Annotated in this window: 14 protein-coding genes and 4 pseudogenes; 11 read left to right on the top strand and 7 right to left on the bottom strand. The window is 67.3% G+C overall.

From position 1 onward, the window contains the following. Positions 1-159: 159 nt before the first annotated feature. Positions 160-1800 carry an ABC transporter ATP-binding protein gene (locus QUE33_RS01370; protein WP_286301481.1) on the top strand — a complete coding sequence of 547 codons (1641 nt, stop codon included), beginning with the start codon at positions 160-162 and terminating at the stop codon, positions 1798-1800. A 193-nt stretch (positions 1801-1993) separates the two neighbouring features. Here the strand turns inward: QUE33_RS01370 and QUE33_RS01365 are convergent, their stop codons facing one another. Then, positions 1994-2218: a hypothetical protein gene (locus QUE33_RS01365; RefSeq protein ID WP_286301480.1), complete on the bottom strand. Its 225-nt coding sequence runs from the start codon at positions 2216-2218 to the stop codon at positions 1994-1996. Positions 2219-2224: 6 nt separating this feature from the next. On the opposite strand from QUE33_RS01365, the gene QUE33_RS01360 reads away from it, so the two are divergent. From QUE33_RS01360 to QUE33_RS01325, 9 genes and pseudogenes are all read left to right on the top strand, one after another. Next, on the top strand, positions 2225-2560 hold the full coding sequence (locus tag QUE33_RS01360; protein ID WP_286301479.1) for an alpha/beta fold hydrolase: 336 nt from the start codon (positions 2225-2227) through the stop codon (positions 2558-2560). Then, positions 2557-3900 (top strand): O-acetylhomoserine aminocarboxypropyltransferase/cysteine synthase family protein, encoded by a 1344-nt coding sequence (locus QUE33_RS01355; RefSeq protein WP_286301478.1) that lies wholly within the window; start codon positions 2557-2559, stop codon positions 3898-3900. Before QUE33_RS01360 ends, QUE33_RS01355 begins: the two co-directional genes overlap by 4 nt. A 10-nt stretch (positions 3901-3910) precedes the next feature. Continuing rightward, positions 3911-4873, top strand: a complete 963-nt coding sequence (locus QUE33_RS01350) for an LLM class flavin-dependent oxidoreductase (RefSeq protein ID WP_286301477.1) — start codon at positions 3911-3913, stop codon at positions 4871-4873. A 114-nt stretch (positions 4874-4987) separates the two neighbouring features. Next, positions 4988-5971, top strand: a complete 984-nt coding sequence (locus tag QUE33_RS01345; protein ID WP_286301475.1) for a Gfo/Idh/MocA family protein — start codon at positions 4988-4990, stop codon at positions 5969-5971. Positions 5972-5973: 2 nt separating this feature from the next. After that, positions 5974-6750 carry an NYN domain-containing protein gene (locus QUE33_RS01340; protein WP_434019606.1) on the top strand — a complete coding sequence of 259 codons (777 nt, stop codon included), beginning with the start codon at positions 5974-5976 and terminating at the stop codon, positions 6748-6750. Next, positions 6678-6896 carry an OST-HTH/LOTUS domain-containing protein gene (locus QUE33_RS16330; protein WP_434019622.1) on the top strand — a complete coding sequence of 73 codons (219 nt, stop codon included), beginning with the start codon at positions 6678-6680 and terminating at the stop codon, positions 6894-6896. The genes QUE33_RS01340 and QUE33_RS16330 overlap by 73 nt, the downstream gene beginning before the upstream one ends. Positions 6897-6962: 66 nt before the next feature. After that, positions 6963-7190: pseudogene (locus QUE33_RS01335) on the top strand (sugar kinase); the annotation flags it as partial. Positions 7191-7218: 28 nt separating this feature from the next. Next, a complete protein-coding gene (locus QUE33_RS01330; RefSeq protein ID WP_286301472.1) occupies positions 7219-7839 on the top strand; it encodes a DUF4166 domain-containing protein in 621 nt (206 codons plus the stop codon). Continuing rightward, positions 7836-8788 (top strand): annotated as a pseudogene (locus tag QUE33_RS01325) (epimerase). Before QUE33_RS01330 ends, QUE33_RS01325 begins: the two are co-directional and overlap by 4 nt. On the opposite strand, the gene QUE33_RS01320 reads toward QUE33_RS01325, so the two are convergent. After that, entirely contained in the window at positions 8771-9148 is a 378-nt protein-coding gene (locus QUE33_RS01320) for a PLDc N-terminal domain-containing protein (protein WP_286301471.1), read from the bottom strand. The pseudogene QUE33_RS01325 and the gene QUE33_RS01320 overlap by 18 nt on opposite strands. Positions 9149-9199: 51 nt before the next feature. Then, on the bottom strand, positions 9200-10039 hold the full coding sequence (locus tag QUE33_RS01315; protein ID WP_286301470.1) for a sulfurtransferase: 840 nt from the start codon (positions 10037-10039) through the stop codon (positions 9200-9202). 98 nt (positions 10040-10137) lie between these two features. Between QUE33_RS01315 and pgi the strand changes: the two are divergent. After that, positions 10138-11819 (top strand): annotated as a pseudogene (gene pgi / locus QUE33_RS01310) (glucose-6-phosphate isomerase). A 136-nt stretch (positions 11820-11955) separates the two neighbouring features. On the opposite strand, the gene QUE33_RS01305 reads toward pgi, so the two are convergent. From QUE33_RS01305 to mobF, 4 genes and pseudogenes are all read right to left on the bottom strand, one after another. Continuing rightward, on the bottom strand, positions 11956-13164 hold the full coding sequence (locus QUE33_RS01305; RefSeq protein ID WP_378762087.1) for a fatty acid desaturase family protein: 1209 nt from the start codon (positions 13162-13164) through the stop codon (positions 11956-11958). A gap of 18 nt (positions 13165-13182) precedes the next feature. Beyond that, positions 13183-13668: a DoxX family protein gene (locus QUE33_RS01300; protein WP_350226486.1), complete on the bottom strand. Its 486-nt coding sequence runs from the start codon at positions 13666-13668 to the stop codon at positions 13183-13185. Between the two features lie 289 nt (positions 13669-13957). Then, positions 13958-14833, bottom strand: coding sequence for a DUF3800 domain-containing protein (locus QUE33_RS01295; RefSeq protein ID WP_084147700.1), 876 nt, complete (start codon positions 14831-14833; stop codon positions 13958-13960). Positions 14834-15008: 175 nt separating this feature from the next. Then, a pseudogene (mobF, locus tag QUE33_RS01290) lies at positions 15009-18554 on the bottom strand (MobF family relaxase). Positions 18555-18762: the final 208 nt, after the last annotated feature.

Genomic DNA, 18762 nt, shown 5'->3' with positions numbered 1-18762 from the left:
TCTCTACCAGCGGCCGCTCGGACCGGTCGCACCCGCCGTTCTGATCGTCATCACAGTCTGGGCACTGAACGCTCTCGCCGATGCAGTCCGCGATGCACAGACACGACGCACGGCGAAGCGTGCACCGAGCACCGACACCGTGGCACAGGAGGTATCCGCATGACTTTGCTCCAGGTCGATTCGCTCTCGATCATGGCTCCGAACGGCGCGCGATTGGTCGACTCGGCATCATTCCACGTCGACCCCGGCGAGGCGCTCGGCATCGTCGGAGAATCCGGCAGCGGCAAATCCCTCTCCTGCCGTGCTGTGCTCGGGATCGTGCCCTCTCCTCTCGCCGTCGAGGCGGTCGACATCCGGTTCGACGGCGGCGATCTGCTGCACGCCACACCATCGACTTGGCGTGCCATCCGTGGCACGCGGATCGGAGCTGTGTTTCAGGATCCCGGTGCGTATCTGAACCCCTCGATCCCTGTCGGACGGCAGCTCGCCGAGGTGCATCGTGTCAAGCGAGGTCTTGCGCGCCAGGATGCACGCGATGCGGCGGTCGCAGGCTTCGGAGAGCTTGGCCTGGTTGATCCCGAACGCGTCGCCCGACGCCTCCCACGTGAGCTGAGCGGCGGCATGCTTCAGCGCGTGATGATCGCCATCGCGATTGCCGAGTCGCCGGATCTGCTCATCGCCGACGAGCCGACGACGGCACTCGATGTCACCGTACAGGCCGAGGTTCTCGACGTGCTCGAGGATCTGAGGGCGACTCGGGGGTCGCGATCCTGTTCGTCTCGCACGACCTACCAGTCGTCGCGCAGGTCTGTGAGCGGATCCTCGTCATGCAGCATGGCCGGATCGTGGAGCAGGGAACAGCCACGCAGGTACTGCACGATCCTGAGCATCCATACACGCGTGGGCTGCTCTCGGATCATGCCGAGTATGGGCTGGATCGCTTCCTCGTCGCGGAGGCAGCGCATGTCTGAGCTGGTGCAGCTGACGAACGCCACGCTCGGCTATGGCACGCGATCGAGGGCGCAAGCCGTCCTTCATGACATCAACCTCACACTTGCCCCCGGTGAACGCGTTGGGCTCATCGGCGAGACCGGTTCCGGCAAATCCACACTCGCTCGCACACTGCTCGGTCTCACATCCGTGCTGAGTGGCACGGTACGAGTCGGCGGACAGGATCTCGGCCGGTTGCGCGGGCGCACGCTGCGCGAGTATCGACGCTCCGGTGTCGCGCAGTACGTGTACCAGGACCCGCTCCAAAGCCTGGACCCCGACATCACCGTCGCCGACTCGGTCGCCGAAGGGCTGCGCATCCGCGGCGACTCACCCCGTGCAGAGGTCCAGCAGCGTGTCGACGATGTTCTCGCTCTGGTCGGCCTCGATCCCGCACTCGGGCGGCGTCTGCCCGCGGATCTGTCCGGCGGGCAACGGCAGCGGATCGCACTGGCGAGAGCATTGGTCGTCGAGCCGCAGCTGCTGATCCTCGATGAGCCCGTGAGCGCACTGGATGCCTCCAGCCGAGTGCATGTGCTCGATCTGCTGCGCGTGACGGTCGCGGAGAGACCCATCGCGCAGCTGTTCATCTCGCACGATCTCGGTTCTGTCGCCGGCGTGACGGATCGTCTGATCGTTCTCTATCACGGCGCGATCGTTGAAGACGGGCCGACCGCCGACGTGATCGCCGCCCCTCAGCATCCGTACACGCGCCTGCTGCTTGAGTCTGCGCCCACTCTCAGCTCCGCGGGCGCCGGCCGGGAACGCCGCGCAGCCCTGCGCGCGGAACTGGGGGCGCAGACAGCCTGATCCGCAACAGTTCGACACACGTCTCGCCCTCGACCGCCAACACACCGAAGATGAACGACATGACCTCCTCCACCGCACCCGATGTCCTGTGGGCGCCGCCCGCACGCATACGAGGCACCCTCGCCCTCGTCGCCGGCCGTGATGAGCACGCCCTGATCTACGAACGCTTCGGACGCCGTCTCAGCGCGGACGGCTACACCGTGGGTGTGTTCGAGGCGACGGATGCCGTGGCAGCGGCCGCCTGGCTCGGCGAGCAGCCGGACGCACCGCGTGTGCTGGTCGGATCCGACACCGGCGCTTCCGCCGTACTGGCGGCGCTGACCCGGGGGATGTCGCCGACGCGGCCATCGTCGCCGGCGTCGTCGTCGATACCGACCACGCACCCACGGATGCCGAGCGCACCGCCTGCCCTCTGCACCTGGGCGTGCTCGCCGAGAATGCCCGTGCCGCCGGCCCCGCGGCATCCGTCACCGCACCAGATCTCCCCGCCGCCGCTGATCTCGCCGCGATCGCCGTTCCGGTGCTCGCGGTACATGGCGGAGCCGACCCGGTCTCGCCCTTCTCCGCCGCGGCCGCCGCGCTGTCATCGATCCCCGACATCGACCTGATCGAGACCGTCGATGGGCTGCACGATGCGCTCAACGACGCCAGCCACCGCAGTGTGGCCGCGAGCATCGTGCTGTGGCTCGAGCGCCTGCGGGCCGGCGACGTGCACGCGCCGATCGTGCGCTCCTCCGCAGACGAGAGGGTCACGGCATGACCGGCATCGCCGCGGAGCCGAGCACACCAGGCCACGCCACGGACTCCCCCACGCGCGGTTTCGCCACGAGGCAGGTGCAGTCCGGGTACACCGTCGGCCGCCCCTGGTCCAGCGCCGTGCCGCCGATCCACCAGACAGCCGCCTACGAGTTCTCCTCGCTGCAGGAGGCGGCCGACCTGTTCGCGCTGCGCAAGCCGGGGATCATCTACAGCCGCAACGCCAGCCCCACCCAGCAGGTGCTCGAAGAGCGGGTCGCCGCTCTCGAGGGCGGCACGAGCGCGGTCGCCGTAGCCTCAGGACAGGCTGCGGTCGCCGTCACCCTGCTCGCCCTCGCCGGACGCGGTGGGCACATCGTCGCGGCCGATCAGCTGTACGGCGGCACGGTCGACCTGCTGCAGGAGACCTTTGACGACTTCGGCATCCCGGTGACCTTCGTCGACCAGGACGACCCGGATGCCTGGCAGGCTGCGATCACGCCGCAGACGCGTGCACTGTTCGCCGAGATCGTGGCCAACCCGATCGCGCAGGTGCTGGACGTGCGGAAAGTCGCCGACATCGCGCACGGGGCCGGCCTGCCGCTCGTGGTCGACAGCACCGTCGGCACTCCCGCCCTGATCCGTCCCGGAGAGCACGGCGCCGACTTCGTGGTGCATTCGGCGACGAAGTTCCTGGCCGGCCACGGCACCTCCCTCGGCGGGGTGGTGGTCGACCAGGGCACGTTCGATTTCGGCGCGGAGCCCGAACGCTGGCCGCAGTTCACCGCCCCATACCAGCGCTTCGGCGACCTGGTGCTGTGGGAGCGCTTCGGGCAGGGCCAGGCGTTCGCCGCGCTGGTCAGGTCGAAGTACGTGCACGACCTGGGCCCCTCCATCTCGCCGTTCAATGCCTGGCAGATCCTGCAGGGTATCGAGACGCTCGACCTGCGCGTGGCCCGCCAGTCGGCGAGCGCGCTGGCGATCGCGCGGCACCTGGCCCAGCATCCCTCGGTCGCCACCGTGCACCACCCCGGACTCGAGGGGAATCCCTGGCACGACCTCGCCGGGCGCTACCTGCCGAACGGCATCCCCTCGGTGTTCTCCTTCGACGTCGCCGGGCCCGAGCAAGATGCCACCGAGCGGATCTCCCGCCTGGTCGACGAGCTGAGCGTGTTCCGCCTGGTGGCGAATCTGGGCGATGCCCGCAGCCTGATCGCGCACCCGGCATCCATGACCCACTCCCACCTCACCCCCGCACAGCGTGCGGCGGCGGGCATCTCGCTGAACACCGTGCGACTGTCGGTGGGCATCGAAGACCCCGCCGACCTGATCACCGACCTCGACCGCGCGCTCGCGCAGATCTGACAGGAGCATCATGGCCATCGACCTCGGATACTGGACCCCCGTCTACGGCGGATTCCTGCGCAACGTGCGCGATGAGGGGCGGATGGCCGCCACCTGGGAGTACATCCGGGAGGTGTCGGTGAAGGCTGACCGGCTCGGCTTCCACACCACACTCGTCCCCGAGCTGTACCTCAACGACCGCAAGGGCACTGAGGCGCCCAGCCTGGAGGCGTGGTCGCTGTCGGCTGCCATCCTCGCCGCCACCAAGCGCCTGCGTGTGATGACGGCGGTCCGGCCCGGTTTCCATCTGCCCGCCGTGCTCGCGAAGACCGTCTCGACGCTGGACAGCATCGCCCCCGGACGCGTCGCACTGAACGTCGTGGCGGCCTGGTGGGCCGAGGAGGCGCGTCAGTTCGGCGGTGTCTTCCCCACGCATGACGCCCGCTACGCGCAGGCCACCGAGTTCGTGTCGGTGCTGAACGGACTGTGGGAGCGCACGCCGTTCTCGTTCAGCGGTGATCACTACGAGTTCGAGGACACGATCGTCGAGCCCAAGCCGTCCGCGCATCCGGTGATCTTCGCCGGTGGTGAGAGCGACTCCGGTCGCGAGGCGATCGCCGGCTTCGCCGACGCCTACGTCATGCACGGCGGCACGCTCGACGAGGTGCGGGCGAACGTCTCCGACATGAACACGCGCTCCGAGCGGCTGCACGGCCGTCCGATCGCCGAGTTCGGGATGCCGGCGTACGTCATCGTGCGCGACACCGAGGCCGAGGCGCAGCGCGAGCTGGAGCGGATCACCGCCGTTGACCCGGACTCCCCGGCTACGCGTCCTTCGAACAGTTCCGGCAGAACTCCAACCTGTCGCTGGAGCTGTCCAAGCGGGAGTACTCCGTGGGAACCCGCGGCCTGCGCCCGAACCTGGTCGGCACGGCCGAGCAGGTCGCTGAGCGCATCGACGAGTATGCGGATGCCGGCATCACCCTGCTGCTGATCCAGGCGTCCCCCTGGACGAGGAGCTGGAGCGGATCGCCGAGCAGGTGCTCCCGCTCATCTCGCAGCGGTCACTCGCGCTCGCGGATTAGTCCAGGCCGATACGCTGGAGACCATGACCGGACTTCGCTGGGGCATCCTCGCCACGGGCGGCATCGCCGCCGCCTTCGCATCCGACCTGCGCACGGCGGGTCTCGACCTCGTCGCGGTGGGCTCGCGATCACAGGCCTCGGCCGATGCGTTCGCCGCACGCTTCGACATCCCCCGCGCCCACGCCTCTTACGAAGCGCTGGCCGCTGACCCCGACGTCGACATCATCTACGTCTCCACACCGCATCCGATGCACCACGCGGGCGCACGGCTGGCGCTGGAGCACGGCAAGCACGCGCTGGTCGAGAAATCGTTCACGCTCAATCGCCCGCAGGCCGAGGACCTGCAGCGCCTCGCGGCGGAGAAGGGGCTGCTCGTCATGGAGGCCATGTGGACCCGGTACCTCCCGCACATGGTGCGCCTGCGCGAGATCATCGCGGCAGGCACGATCGGCGAGATCCGCGCGGTGATGGCCGATCACACCCAGAAGATCACCGCCGACCCGACCCACCGGCTGAATGCGCTGGAACTCGGCGGAGGGGCGCTGCTGGATCTGGCGATCTACCCGATCTCCTTCGTCTGGGACGTGCTCGGCGAGCCGGTGAGCATCCAGGCGTCGGCGCGTCTCATGGAGACGGGAGCGGATGCCGAGGTCGCGACGGTGATGACGCACGCGGGTGGAGCCATCTCGACCACGCTCTCTTCGTCGCGGACCGCAGGGCCGAACACGGCGACCGTGCTCGGCACCGAGGCTCGTATCGAGATCGACCGGATCTGGTACACCCCGACGTCCTTCCGTGTCGTCGCCCCCGACGGCACAGTGCTGGAGGAATATCGATCCGAGGTCGACGGGCGCGGCATGCAATACCAGGCTCTCGCAGCCGAGCGATTCGTCGCTGCCGGGCTGCTGAAGGGCCTCGAACTCCCGATCAGTGAATCGGTCGGAATCATGGGGACGCTCGATGAGATCCGCCGCCAGATCGGCGTCACCTACCCTGAGGAGCGCTGAGCATGGCTGACGCAACCGGACGCGTCGCCGTCTATCTCGACTTCGACAACATCGTCATCTCCTGGTACGACCGGGTTCACGGCCGCAACGCCTATGGCAAGGACCGTCAGCGCATCACCGAGAATCCGCACGATGCCGAGGTCGCCGAACGTCTGAAGCAGGCGATGATCGAGGTCGGCGCGATCATCGACTACGCGTCGTCGTTCGGCACGCTGGTGCTCACGCGCGCCTATGCGGACTGGTCCTCGCCGGTGAACGCCGAGTACCGCTCGCAGCTCGTGGCGCGCGCCGTCGACCTCGTGCAGCTGTTCCCCGCCGCCGCCTACGCGAAGAACGGCGCCGACATCCGCCTGGCTGTGGATGCCGTCGAGGACATGTTCCGGCTGCCCGACCTTACGCATGTCGTGATCGTCGCGGGTGACAGCGACTACGTGCCGCTTGCGCAGCGATGCAAGCGTCTGGGTCGCTACGTGATCGGCGTCGGAGTGGCCGGTTCCACGGCCAAATCGCTGGCGGCGGCGTGCGACGAGTTCGAATCGTACGACTCGCTGCCCGGCGTGGTGCGGCCGACGAAGCCGGTGGATGCCGCTCCCCCGCCCGGCAAGGGTGCACCCGAGGCCAAGGAGAAGTCCGAGGCGAAGACCCCGGCGAAGAGTCGCAGGGCCAGGTCCGCCCCCAAGAACGACGAGCAGGGGAAGCGACGGCGCTGCTGGAGCGCGCGCTGCGTCTGGGACACGACAAGGCGGATGCCGATGAATGGCTGCACGCCTCCGCAGTGAAGACGCAGATGCGGAGGATGGACCCGTCGTTCAGCGAGAAGGCACTCGGCTACCGGTCGTTCAACGACTTCCTGCGCTCGCGCGACGACATCGCCGAGCTCGAGGAGAGCGGCCACGAGCGGATGGTGCGGTTGCGGGAGGCCTGACTCCGTCACGGCGCCTCACGCCTGCACCCCTCCTTATTGATTACTGAAGGCCGCGTCGAACGATACCCATCCATCATCGTGCTCGGCGGGAGCATCGGCCGGGCAGGCGAGCATCTGCTGGCCGGGGTGCGCGAGGTGGTCTACCGTCGATCGATCCCGCTGGCCACGCAGCATCTGGCGATCGTGCAGACTCAGGCCGCCGACCGCGCTGCGGTGCTGGGGGCGGCAATCATGGTCGCGCGGCACGTGCTCTCGCCGGCGAACGTCGACGCCCACGTCGCCGCGGAACGCTGACCTCCGCACCGAACGCTAACCTCGAAGCATGGAACACGTGCCTCAGTCCCCGTATCTGCGGGCGCTGGGAGAACACCGCACTCAGCTGCATCCGGCCCTGCGCACCTACTTCTCCGCGATCCCCCGCGGGCAGGTGGGCGTCGGCGAGGGCGTGTTCGAGCGGGTCGGCACGCCGCGTCGCTGGCTGTGGCCGGTGTTGCGGATGCTGCAGCGCCACTCGGTCGTGCATGCCGGCTGGGACCACGATGTGCCGTTCACGATCCACAACCGCACGATCGCGGGGAAGGCGATCGGCATCCGCACCCTGCATCTGCCCTCCGGCGACTGGACGATGAAGGATGCCGTCAGTGCCCGCCCTCGCGGCAGGGTCGTGGATCAGCTCGGCGAGCCGACCACGCTGGCCGTCTCCTTCGATGTGACCGTCGACGGCGACGCGCTCGCCCTGCGCAGCGCGACGGTCGGCATCCGTCTGGGTCGCGTGCGCATCGCACTGCCCCGGTTCCTGGCCCCGGTCGTGCGGCTGCGTGAGAGCGCGGAGAAGCGCGCCGGGCGGCAACACGTCTCGCTGACGGTGGACATGCCGCTGATCGGCCGGCTGTACGAGTACGAGGGCTCGTTCAGCTACGCACTCGAGGAGGATGCGCGATGAGCCGCGTGGTGATCGGCGGGTCGACCGGGTTCATCGGCCGGCACCTGCAGCAGAAGTATCGCGCCGAGGGGCGCGAGGTCGTCACGATCTCACGCCGTGACGCGGATCTCACCTGGAGCGACCAGGCCGGAATCGACGCCGCCGTCGACGGTGCAGGGCTTGTGGTGGGACTGGCCGGCAAGAGCGTCAGCTGCCGGTACACCCCGGCGAACCGCGCACTGATCTTCTCCTCCCGGCTCGACACCACCGCGGCGCTGAGCGGGGCGATCGGCCGGGCGTCCGCTCCCCTCCGCTGTGGGTCAACTCGTCCACGGCGACCATCTACCGGCACGCCGAAGACCGCCCGATGACCGAGGCCGACGGCGAGATCGGCACCGGGTTCTCGGTCGAGGTCGCCAAGGCGTGGGAAGCGGCGCTGTTCGCCGACAGTCTGCCTGCGACGCGGCGCGTGGCGCTGCGCACGGCGATCGTGCTGGGCGATGGCGGGGTTCTGGGGCCGCTGCGGCACCTGGCACGGCTGGGCCTCGGCGGCACACAGCTGGACGGCTGGTGGCCGGTCACCAGGGCGCGCCGCGAGGCCGGCACCGCGCACTTCCCCGGGGCGCGCGGCGGTCGTCAGCGATTCAGCTGGATCCATGTCGACGACGTCGTCGGCATCATCGACTTCCTCGAAGAGCATCCCGAGCTCGACGGTCCGGTGAACGCTTCCACGCCGAACCCGGTGGACAACGTCACGTTCATGGCATCCGTTCGGCGTGCGCTCGGCGTGCGCTTCGGCCCGCCGACACCGCGATGGATGCTGGAGATCGGCGCGATCGGCATCCGCACCGAGACTGAGCTGATCCTGAAGAGCCGGTGGGTGCTGCCGGGCAGGCTCACCCAGGCGGGATACGTGTTCCGGCATCCGGATCTTGACGGGGCGCTGGAGGCGTCAGGCCTCGTCCGCTGACTCCCCGCGCTCGCGCTTGCGCTTCGCGATCTCCTGCCGCAGCCGCCACTCCTCGATCTCGCGATCGAGATCCGCGATCTGCTGCTCGGTGGTGCGGGTGTCGATCGGCACGGTCGGCGCAGTCGGCTGAGACGGCCGGGCGGCTTCCCGGCGCGCGGGGCGTTCGAGCCGGATGCCGCCCTCGGGGTATTCCCGTCCGATGCCGAACCACAGCACGCTCCCGATGAAGGGCAGCAGGATCACCAGCAGCAGCCAGACCAACTTCGGCATGTACTTCACCTGCGAGTCGTCGCGACGGATGATGTCCACCAGAGCGAACACCATCAGCGCCACCACCAGCAGCGAGACCAGGTATCCCATGCTCACAGCGTAGACGACCGGGATCGCCGCCGGCCCCTCGAACGGGTTGCGTCAGGCCTCGCCGACGGCGACGGGCAGCCCGGGTGTGTTCGACCAGGCGCTCCATGAACCCGGGTACACGGTCAGCTCCCGCCCGACGATGGCGCCGGCGAGTGCGAGCTGCGCCGCGGTGATTCCCGAGCCGCAATATGCCGCGACGGGTATGGTCCCGTCGACCCCGACCTCGTCGAATGCGGCGGCGATGTCGGATGCCGGTCGGAAGCACCCGTCATCGGTGAGCATGCGTCCGATCGGAAGGTTCCGTGCCCCGGGGATGTGCCCCGCGATCGGATCGATCGGCTCGGTCTCGCCGCGGTACCGCTCGGCCGCGCGCGCATCGAGCAGCACACCCGTCTGGGGCCAGCCGGCGACGCCATCCGTGTCGATGGTTCCCGCACGACCAGGCGAAGTGAGCGCCACATCGCCTTCCGGCGTCGGCACTGCTCCGGTCTCGGCCTCTCCGCCCACAGCAAGCCAAGCCGGCCAGCCGCCGTCCAGCACCCGCACATCGTGCAGACCCGCACGGCGCAGCGCCCACCAGGCGCGCGACGCCGCCAGCATCCGCACGTCGTCGTAGATCACGACCGGGACGCCGGAACGGATGCCCCAGCGTCGGGCGGAGGCCGCGAGGGCGGTGTCATCAGGCAGCGGATGCCGACCTTCAGCGGGCTCGCCATGGCGCGACAGCTCGCGCTCCACATCGATGAAGACCGCACCGGGGATGTGGCCGGCCAGATGCTGCTCATAACCGTCGTCGCGCCCCAGCTGCCAGCGTGCGTCGAGCACGTGCACCTCGTCCAGCCGCTCCCGCAGCTCGGCCGCCGAGATCAGCGGACTCTGCCTGGTCGTCATGCGCACCCCATCTGCTCGGGCATGGTTGTTTCCCTCACCGCCAACGCTACGTGACTCCGAGATCCCGCACAGCCGAATCCGGCGCTAACGTTGCTTTCATGACCGCTCCCATCGACTCGACGACAACCTCCGCCTGGGCCGAGCTCACCGCACTGCACGAGGGCTTCTCCCCGATCTGCGCGCCTGGTTCGCCTCCGACCCCGACCGGGTCCAGAAGCTGAGCCTGGAGCTCGCCGACCTGCATGTGGATCTGTCGAAGAACCTCGTGACCGACGAGATCGTGGCCGCCCTGGTGCGCCTGGCCGAGCAGACCGGCGTCGCCGAGCGATTCGCCGCCATGCTGGCCGGTGAGCACATCAACACCACCGAGGACCGCGCAGTGCTGCACACCGCCCTGCGCCGCCCTGCGGGCGTGTCGCCGGCGCTGGTCGTGGACGGCCAGGACGTGGATGCCGATGTGCAGTCGGTGCTGTCCTCGCTCTCCGCGTTCGCGGACCGGGTGCGCTCCGGGGAGTGGCAGGGCGTGACGGGCAAGAAGGTCACGCACGTCGTCAACATCGGCATCGGCGGCTCGGACCTCGGCCCGGTGATGGTCTACGAGGCGCTCAAGCCGTACGCGGATGCCGGGATCCAGGCGCGCTTCGTCTCGAACATCGATCCCACCGACCTGGCGCAGAAGACCGCCGACCTCGACCCCGAGACCACGCTGTTCATCGTCGCCTCGAAGACCTTCACGACCCTGGAGACGCTGACCAACGCGCGCCTCGCGCGCGACTGGCTGTGGGCGGGGCTGGCAGCATCCGGCGCGATCGGCGACGACGAGCAGAGCAGGACGGACGCTGTCGCGCACCACTTCGTGGCCGTCTCGACCGCCCTCGACAAGGTGGCCGACTTCGGCATCGACACGAAGAACGCCTTCGGCTTCTGGGACTGGGTGGGCGGGCGCTACTCGGTCGACTCGGCGATCGGCCTGTCGCTGGCGGTGGTGTTCGGTCCGGCTGCGTTCCGCGAACTGCTGGCCGGCTTCCACGCCGTCGACGAGCACGTGCGCACCACTCCGCTCGAGCGCAACGTGCCGGTGCTGATGGGACTGCTGAACGTCTGGTACTCGAACTTCCTCGGCGCGCAGTCGCACGCCGTGCTGCCGTATGCACAGCAGCTGAGCCGCTTCGCCGCGTACCTGCAGCAGCTGACCATGGAATCCAACGGCAAGTCGGTCCGGTGGGACGGGTCGCCGGTGACCACGACCACCGGCGAGGTCTTCTGGGGAGAGCCGGGCACCAACGGCCAACATGCGTTCTACCAGCTGATCCACCAGGGCACACGACTGATCCCCGCCGACTTCATCGCCTTCGCGAACCCCGCCTACCCACTGCAGGACGACGGGCGCGACGTGCACGGACTGTTCCTGGCGAACTTCCTCGCACAGACCAAGGCGCTGGCGTTCGGCAAGACGGCCGAAGAGGTCCAGGCGGAGGGCACGACGGGCGCGCTGGTCGCGGCGCGCACGTTCAGCGGCAACCGACCGACGACGTCGATCTTCGCGGATTCGCTGACGCCCTCCGTGCTCGGACAGCTCATCGCGCTGTACGAGCACATCACCTTCACGCAGGGCGTGATCTGGGGCATCAACTCCTTCGACCAGTGGGGTGTGGAGCTCGGCAAGCAGCTCGCTCTGCAGATCGCCCCGGCCATCGAAGGGGACGCCGAGGCGCTCGCCGCGCAGGACGCCTCCACGCAGGCTCTGCTGGCGTACTACCAGGAGCACCGGCGGCCGTGAGACGGCATCCGGGCGCATAGCGCATCACGACCGCCGACGAGATCCCTCTGCCTCCGAACGCCACGCCTTTGGCGCGCGCTCACGCGGAGCGGCTACTCGGCGGCCTGATCGCTGGACGGCTGAGCCGCTCCGAGGCTCAGGCCCGGCCGAACTGCGCGGCGACGGGGCAGTCGAAGGGGTCGCCCGCGGCGAGGCCGACCCGGTTGAGGTACTGGATGACGATGCCGTAGGACCGCAGCACGGTCGTCTCGGTGTACGGCACGTCGTTCGCGGAGCAGTAGTCCTTGACGATCTCGCGTGCTCGCGAGAGGTTCAGTCGCGACATGTTCGGGAACAGGTGGTGCTCGACCTGGTAGTTCAGGCCGCCGAACATCCAGGTCGCCCACCAGCCGCCGGTGACGTTGCGCGAGGTGCGCACCTGCTTCGAGAAGAAGTCCAAGCGAGCGTCGGGGGCGATGATCGGCATGCCCTTGTGGTTCGGGGCGAACGATGCGCCCATGTACACGCCGAACACGGCCACCATCACACCGAAGAAGGCGAAGGCCATGCCGAGCGGCAGGAACAGGAACAGCGGCGTCAGCAGCAGCGCGAAGCGCAGGGTGATGATGCCCAGTTCGGTCCAGCGGCCCTTGACGGTGCCCCGTGAGAACAGGTGCTGGAAGCTCAGTCGGTGCAGGTTCAGCCCCTCGAGCGTCAGCAGCGGGAAGAACAGCCAGCCCTGACGCTTGGTGATCCAGCGGATGACGCCGCGCGAGCGTGCCGCATCCTCCTCGAGGAACGAGATGGTGTCGACCTCGATGTCAGGGTCCTTGCCGACCATGTTCGGGTTGCCGTGGTGCTTGGTGTGCTTGGAGTCCCACCAGGAGTAGCTCATCCCGACCACGCCCGCGAGGATGCGGGCGAGGCGGAAGTTCGATGGCCCGTCGGCCAGGATCTGGCGATGGGCGGCCTCGTGCGCGAGGAAGGCGACCTGGGTGAACAGGATGCCGAGCGCGGCGGCGATCAGCAGCTGGAACCAGCTGTCGCCGAGCAGGATGAAGCCGGTCACGCAGCCTGCGAAGCCGAGCAGGATCGCGGCGCCGACGAGTGTGTAGAAGATGGGGGTGCGCTGCAGCAGCCCCATCTCACGGACGACGTGCATGACCTCTTTGTATGCACGTGCCATCGGCGGGAAATCGGCGTTGCCGGAATAGGTCTGACGGATCGGACCGTAGGTCGTCTTCGACGCCGCGGTCGTTTCGATCTGAGTGAGAGAGATGAGATTCTCCAGTCGATCGGAGCCCTTGAGCTTTGGAAGCCAAGGGCAGTTGCCGATCGCTTTTTCCCAGCGTACGCGGGGTGACATACGGCGGGAGGTATACGTTCAGGAACCGTGTCGGCGGCCGTTGAAAGACGCCGTGCTCCACAGCGCCCAGACGATGAAGACGGGCTGCAGGAGCAGTCGGATGAAGCGGCGGCGATCGGTGTCCAGCAGCGGCGCCGAGCGGCCTGTACGCCACTGATGCACGTTGCCCGGGAACACGGCGACGAAGAATGCCGCGACGATCCTGCCGACGCGGGTGCGCTCGTTCGGCAACATCAACAGCGCGGCGGCGAGCAGGAGTTCGACGACACCGGATGCAATGACGATCGCATCCTTGTCCAGACGCAGCACCCGCACCGCCCAGTCCGGCACCGTGATGCGGAAGCCACGCCTCCCCCAGCTGAGATGTCCGATGCCCGCCGCGCCGAGCAGGACGGCGAGACCCCACCGCGCTGCGGTTCGCGTGGGAGTGCTGCCATGTCCCGTGTCGGATGCCGGGCCGATGCGGGCCGCTCTGCGACCCTGCTTCACGCGCGCACTGGCCATAAGGACGCTCCTCGGTGTCGTGATCGAGTGTGGCACATATGCCAAACGCCCCGGCGAACCGCTCGAGAGGAGCAGCCGCCGGGGCATTTCCGTTTCAGATATCGCCTGGCCAGGGGTGGTCAGAAGTCCCAGTACTCGTCATGGGCCGCGTGATCACGCGGAACTTCGGGGCCCGCAGCGGGGCCGTGCCCTCTGCGTGCCACTCTGAAACAGGCTGTGTGTCCACTGCTGTCCAGCGGTGCGTGGCACACCTCGATTCTACTCGCTGAGCGAAAATCGCGCCGGTCCGCTACTGGTTTGAGAAGCGATCCTTCAGCGCTTGCAGGGAACCTCTCGATGCTGGCACACGCACTGGGTCATAGCAGGTGGTGAAGTTGCCCATGTATCTCGGGTAGAGGTCCTTGCCGCCGCTTTCAGCACGGACTTTGCTGCTGTCACTCGTGACTCGTGCAAGACGATCGCCGAAGTACTTGGGCGCCCACTTGAACTCTTCGAAATCAGGGTCGAACTTGTAGGCAGCGATGCGGCCCAGCAATGCACAGATCCAATCTGCGCACTGCACTGTTTGGTAGAGGTGGCTCTCAACCTCCATCGGGGGCTCCAGCAACCGTGTGGCGTTCTCGTGGGAGAACATGAACGAGGCCGCACCCGCGAACACTTCGAGACGTTCCCGGTCACCCTGCTTATCGAGGATCATCATGAGATTCTCTCCATCGGGGAGATTCCAGTGGATCCGCTGGATGAGCTGCTTCATGGCGTGGTCGTACCGTTTAGCATTGGTCTCTGAGATCGCCTCGGGGCCTCCGCGCGGCTTCTCCTGACCGTAGAAGACGACCTTTGCGTCCAACTGTTCGAGCTTCGTGAGTACACGTCCAATGATGCGGCGTACCTCGCGGTACTTCTCAACGTTCTGCGTGGTGAGGAGGGCCGATCCCTTCTTCTCCCAGTGCTCAACCTTCTTCCCTTGCGAGATCACCTTGACGTCGATCTCTTCTTTGAGTCCGGACTCTTTGATGTATCGGAACGCGCCGGAGAGTTCACGCACGTTGTCCACCGGGATGATGAAGCCCCCGAGACCGAATACTGGATGGGTCTTGTACGACTCGTGCTCCCTGCTGACGTAGAGGCCGTTGTGACCGAACTCGTCGAAGTAGCCGATGTACAATCATTCCTCCAGGAAACACGAAGGCCCGTGTCAGAAACACGGGCCTCGGAAGTGGAGCGCAAATGCGCGTCCAGGCCCAATCCTACGCGTACTCCGCAGACCGAGCAAGCGATCGGAGTTCGAGAAGGTTACGCCCAGGATACTGGGCAGCACCGACATCGAGACGGTCTCGGGGTCAAAGCCTCGGGACCTCAGCCGGTCTGGCGCTTGATCGTGACCCCTCCCACGACGATCGTGCCAGTCCTTCGATCGAGCGAAGCGCACCCTCAGCGCGTGCACGGTCAACCTTCTGGGTTGTGGCATCGGGAGTGGGCCCGAGAGGTGTCGCTGCCGTGACTCCGTACCGATCGCGATAAGCGGCGACCACGCGAGCGTTGCGGCGCCAGACGTTGAGGCTGCGCAGATCGCCAGGCTCGGCGGTGACTGCCGTCAACCATGGCGCTGAATCAGTAATTGCCGCGCTGAGGAGTGCGTCTGCCCGCTCTTCGATCAGCTCCGCACGCTCCGTGAGTGAGCGTTGCATCTCCTCGTTCATCGCACCGGTCGCTTCGGGAATGAGGCCAGCGATGAGCCTCGCGGGCTTCTTGATGCGCCCCGATCCGGCGGGTCGTGTGGTTGCAGTAGCCACACGGTGACGCAGCACCGCGGCGATGTCGTCGGCGTCACCGAAGTCGCGCGCACGCACGAGACGAGGCAGCAGTCGCTCGACGTCGTGGTTGTTAGCCTCAGCCCGGCGTAGCTCAGCGGTAAGCGGCCCGAACGCATCAGAATCGACCACACTCTCCGCTTGCTCGGCGCTCAGCCCGGAGGACCTGATCAGCGACGCCCACCGGTCGCGCTGCGCGGCAGCGGCGATCGTCTCGTACTCGGCGGCGAGCTGGGCGATGGTTCCCCAGAGCTCTTGCTCGGCAGCGAGGGTTTCGTGCGCAGACAGCTCGGCGCCCACGTGCTGGAGCACACCACTCAGAACGCTCTGTGCGGTGGCCTCCCCATGGTCGCCGGGGTGCGGACCTACGTGGGAGTCATCGGGCTTGTCGACTGCGACGTAGGCGATGTTCGCGTCGCGACCCCGGGTCATTGCGACGTACAGGCTCTCGCGCGTCAGCGAAGCATCCACAAGTACATGCGCTGTGTCAGTGGTCAGGCCTTGGGCGCGGAAGGAGGTGACAGCGTAGCCGAGATCGACGTGCTCGGCGACGTAGTCTGCCGGGAGCAGCAGGTTGGCTCCTCGTGAGCGTCCTTCCCGTCGAATGAGCATCGAACCATCCGTGCGAACATCGAGAACGTGCCAGCGGTCACCATTGCGTACCCAGCTTCCAGCTGCCCGAAGTCGCCGATCGTTCTTACGCGTGATCACGACGTCGCCGTTCGCCGCTTGGGTGCCGTCGTGCAGGTCAACTTCGCGCGGGCCGCGCACGACACCATCGAGGATCAGGGCTGTACGTGCACGAGTGTTGAGCGCAGTGACCGATTCGTTCGAGTCAGAGACGAGCACGGTCGCCCGCCCGACGAGTTGGTCGGTCCGCCATGCAGCGTACGCGGCCTCGATCATGGCTTCGGTGTCACCCTCAACGATGCGGCCGCGCTCCGCGTAGGTGTCGAGCACTTCGGCGCGACCGTGGCGGAGGTCGAGGAGGCGCGCTTCTCCCAGTCGTGTGTGAAACGGTGCACGTCGACGAGTTCGGCGACGTCGTCACGGTCGTGAGCGAGAAGCCCGAACGCACCGCCCGCGTCCACAGCTTGGAGCTGCGCGTAGTCACCAACGAGCAACACCTTCGCTCCAGTGTCCGCCGCGAGCCCGACGATGCGGTCAAGTGACAGCGTTCCGGCAAGGGATGCCTCGTCGATGATCACGAGCTGATTCGCGGTAAACGTCTCACCGGTTTGGAGGTGTGTCTGCCACCACTTCGCGGTGTTCTCAGTCACGATCCCGAGGTCTTCGCCGAGCACCTCGGCCGCGCCCGACGAGGGCGCGAGTCCGACAACAGAGCCGGGGCCGTGTTCCTTTTCCCACGCCTGCCGGAGCGCGCTCATCGCTGTCGTCTTTCCTGCTCCGGCGGGGCCGACCAGCACGTCGACCACACGTCCAGACACGGCGATCGCCGCCAGCGCGGATGCTTGATCAACGCCGAGCATCCGTCGCTCACCGTCCGGCTTCCGCGAAACTCGTTCGATGGTCGCCAGCGGAATCGTGGGGCCCGACGTCGTGCGTGAGAGCTGCAGCAATCGGTCCTCGGCGTCGAGCAGTTCCCCTGATGAGAAGACGGTGGAATGCTTCGGGCGGAACACCGACGACTCATCGGCACGTCGGAAGACTGCGGGACTGGATGCCAGCTCGGGCGGCGTCAACCGGAATGATGCACTCTCGGCAGCATCCACGACCATGCCGATCACCGCCTCGCGGTCGCGCGTGCTCGCAAAGCGATACCCCATTGTCTGGCGGGCCGCCTCGGCGGTGAGGTTCCAGCGTCGCCAGGTGGAGCGCTTCTCCCCTACAGTCGCGACCACGCTCGAGCCGAGGTTCGCGATGACGTCCACTGGCATATCGTCTGCACGTAACAACATTGGCGCATCGTTGGCGACAACCGTTCGCGCCCAGCTCGTCGCGCCTTCCTCCAGGATCGCCCCAGCGCGTTGCCGCCAGCGGTCAGTGAGGTCAGCGAGCGAATGGATCTCCTTCTCCGGCCGCGTCGCGAGTGTCGCCTGAGCACGCAGCTTGATGATCCTCGCACTGGATGGCTGCCTGCCGTGCTTCTCGACGTACGCCGCGATGAGACGATCCTTCTCCTCATCAATGTGTCTCGAACGCGATGAAAACGCATCGACCAGGGCCTGCGGAACTGAGGCAATGCTCCACGCCGGGTTTCGGTCGCGACCTCGCTCGCGGGCTTCCCATTCGACGCCCAGTGTGCGTGTGAGGTGGTCGGCGAACACGGCTTCATGAAGCTCGGAGAGCGCGACCGTTGCGGCGTGCATCGGGCGGCTGTCGAGGCTGCGCCATTTGTTGTCGAGCACGGTCTGGACCTTGTTGCCGATGACGACGTGGGTGTGTAGGTGTGGGTCGCCAGCCCGTGAGTCGTAGTGGTCGTATGCCGTCGCGATCAACCCGCGTACGTCGACCTGCGCAACGGCACCGTCGCCGGGGTTGCACCGGCGCGAGTGGCTGCAACTTCGCGCTCCATGAACGCAACCGCCTCTGCAACCGCCGCATGGTGGGCATCAACGATGAGCGATTGCGTCCCAGCGTCGGCGACCCCCAGAGCACGGAGGCGGACTTCGGGATCGAGAACGTGTAGTCATATCCTGCGACCGCTCGACGGGTGCCCCGCGCTGACTCTTCAGCTTCGATCGCAGCCACCTCGCGACCGCGCGCCGGAGCGCTTAGATCGGGCGCGAGCGCAGCGACTCGCTCGGCGATCCGATCGGCTCTGGGCTTGTATTGCGGATACGCCCGCCCGAGTGGTTCGCCCGTGATGGGGTCGCGGCCCATACCGATGAGCAGCTGGAGCTGGGCCTCGGAGACCTCTTCGCCCACGAGGAGTCGTCCGCCTCCAAGCGCAGCCACGCCATCACCCATCCACCTGCCGGGTGGCGTGCCGTCGGCGCCGTAGTAGCGCGTCAGCGGCGTCGAGAGGTCGCGGTCACCGTCCCCGGCTGCGACGGTGCGCAACAGGTACTTGTACCCATCGCCCGCCGACATCAGCCTCATCGACACCGTCATTCGTGCCCACCTATCCTCCGTTACGGAGGAGGTGAACATGTGGCATCTGAGGCGTCACGAACTCGTCGCGGAAGGCGACGTTCCTCGATCTGCCAGACGCGTGGGGCTACAGACGAAGGTCTGGCCTGTGTCAACGACCGGCGTGATCGATCAAGTCCAGGCGACAAGAACCTCCACGGCATACCTTGGTTCAGTGCGCAGGTCAACG

This window comes from Microbacterium suwonense (genome assembly GCF_030296555.1).
Classification (GTDB): domain Bacteria; phylum Actinomycetota; class Actinomycetes; order Actinomycetales; family Microbacteriaceae; genus Microbacterium; species Microbacterium suwonense.
This window is presented reverse-complemented; position numbering and strand designations above follow the sequence as displayed.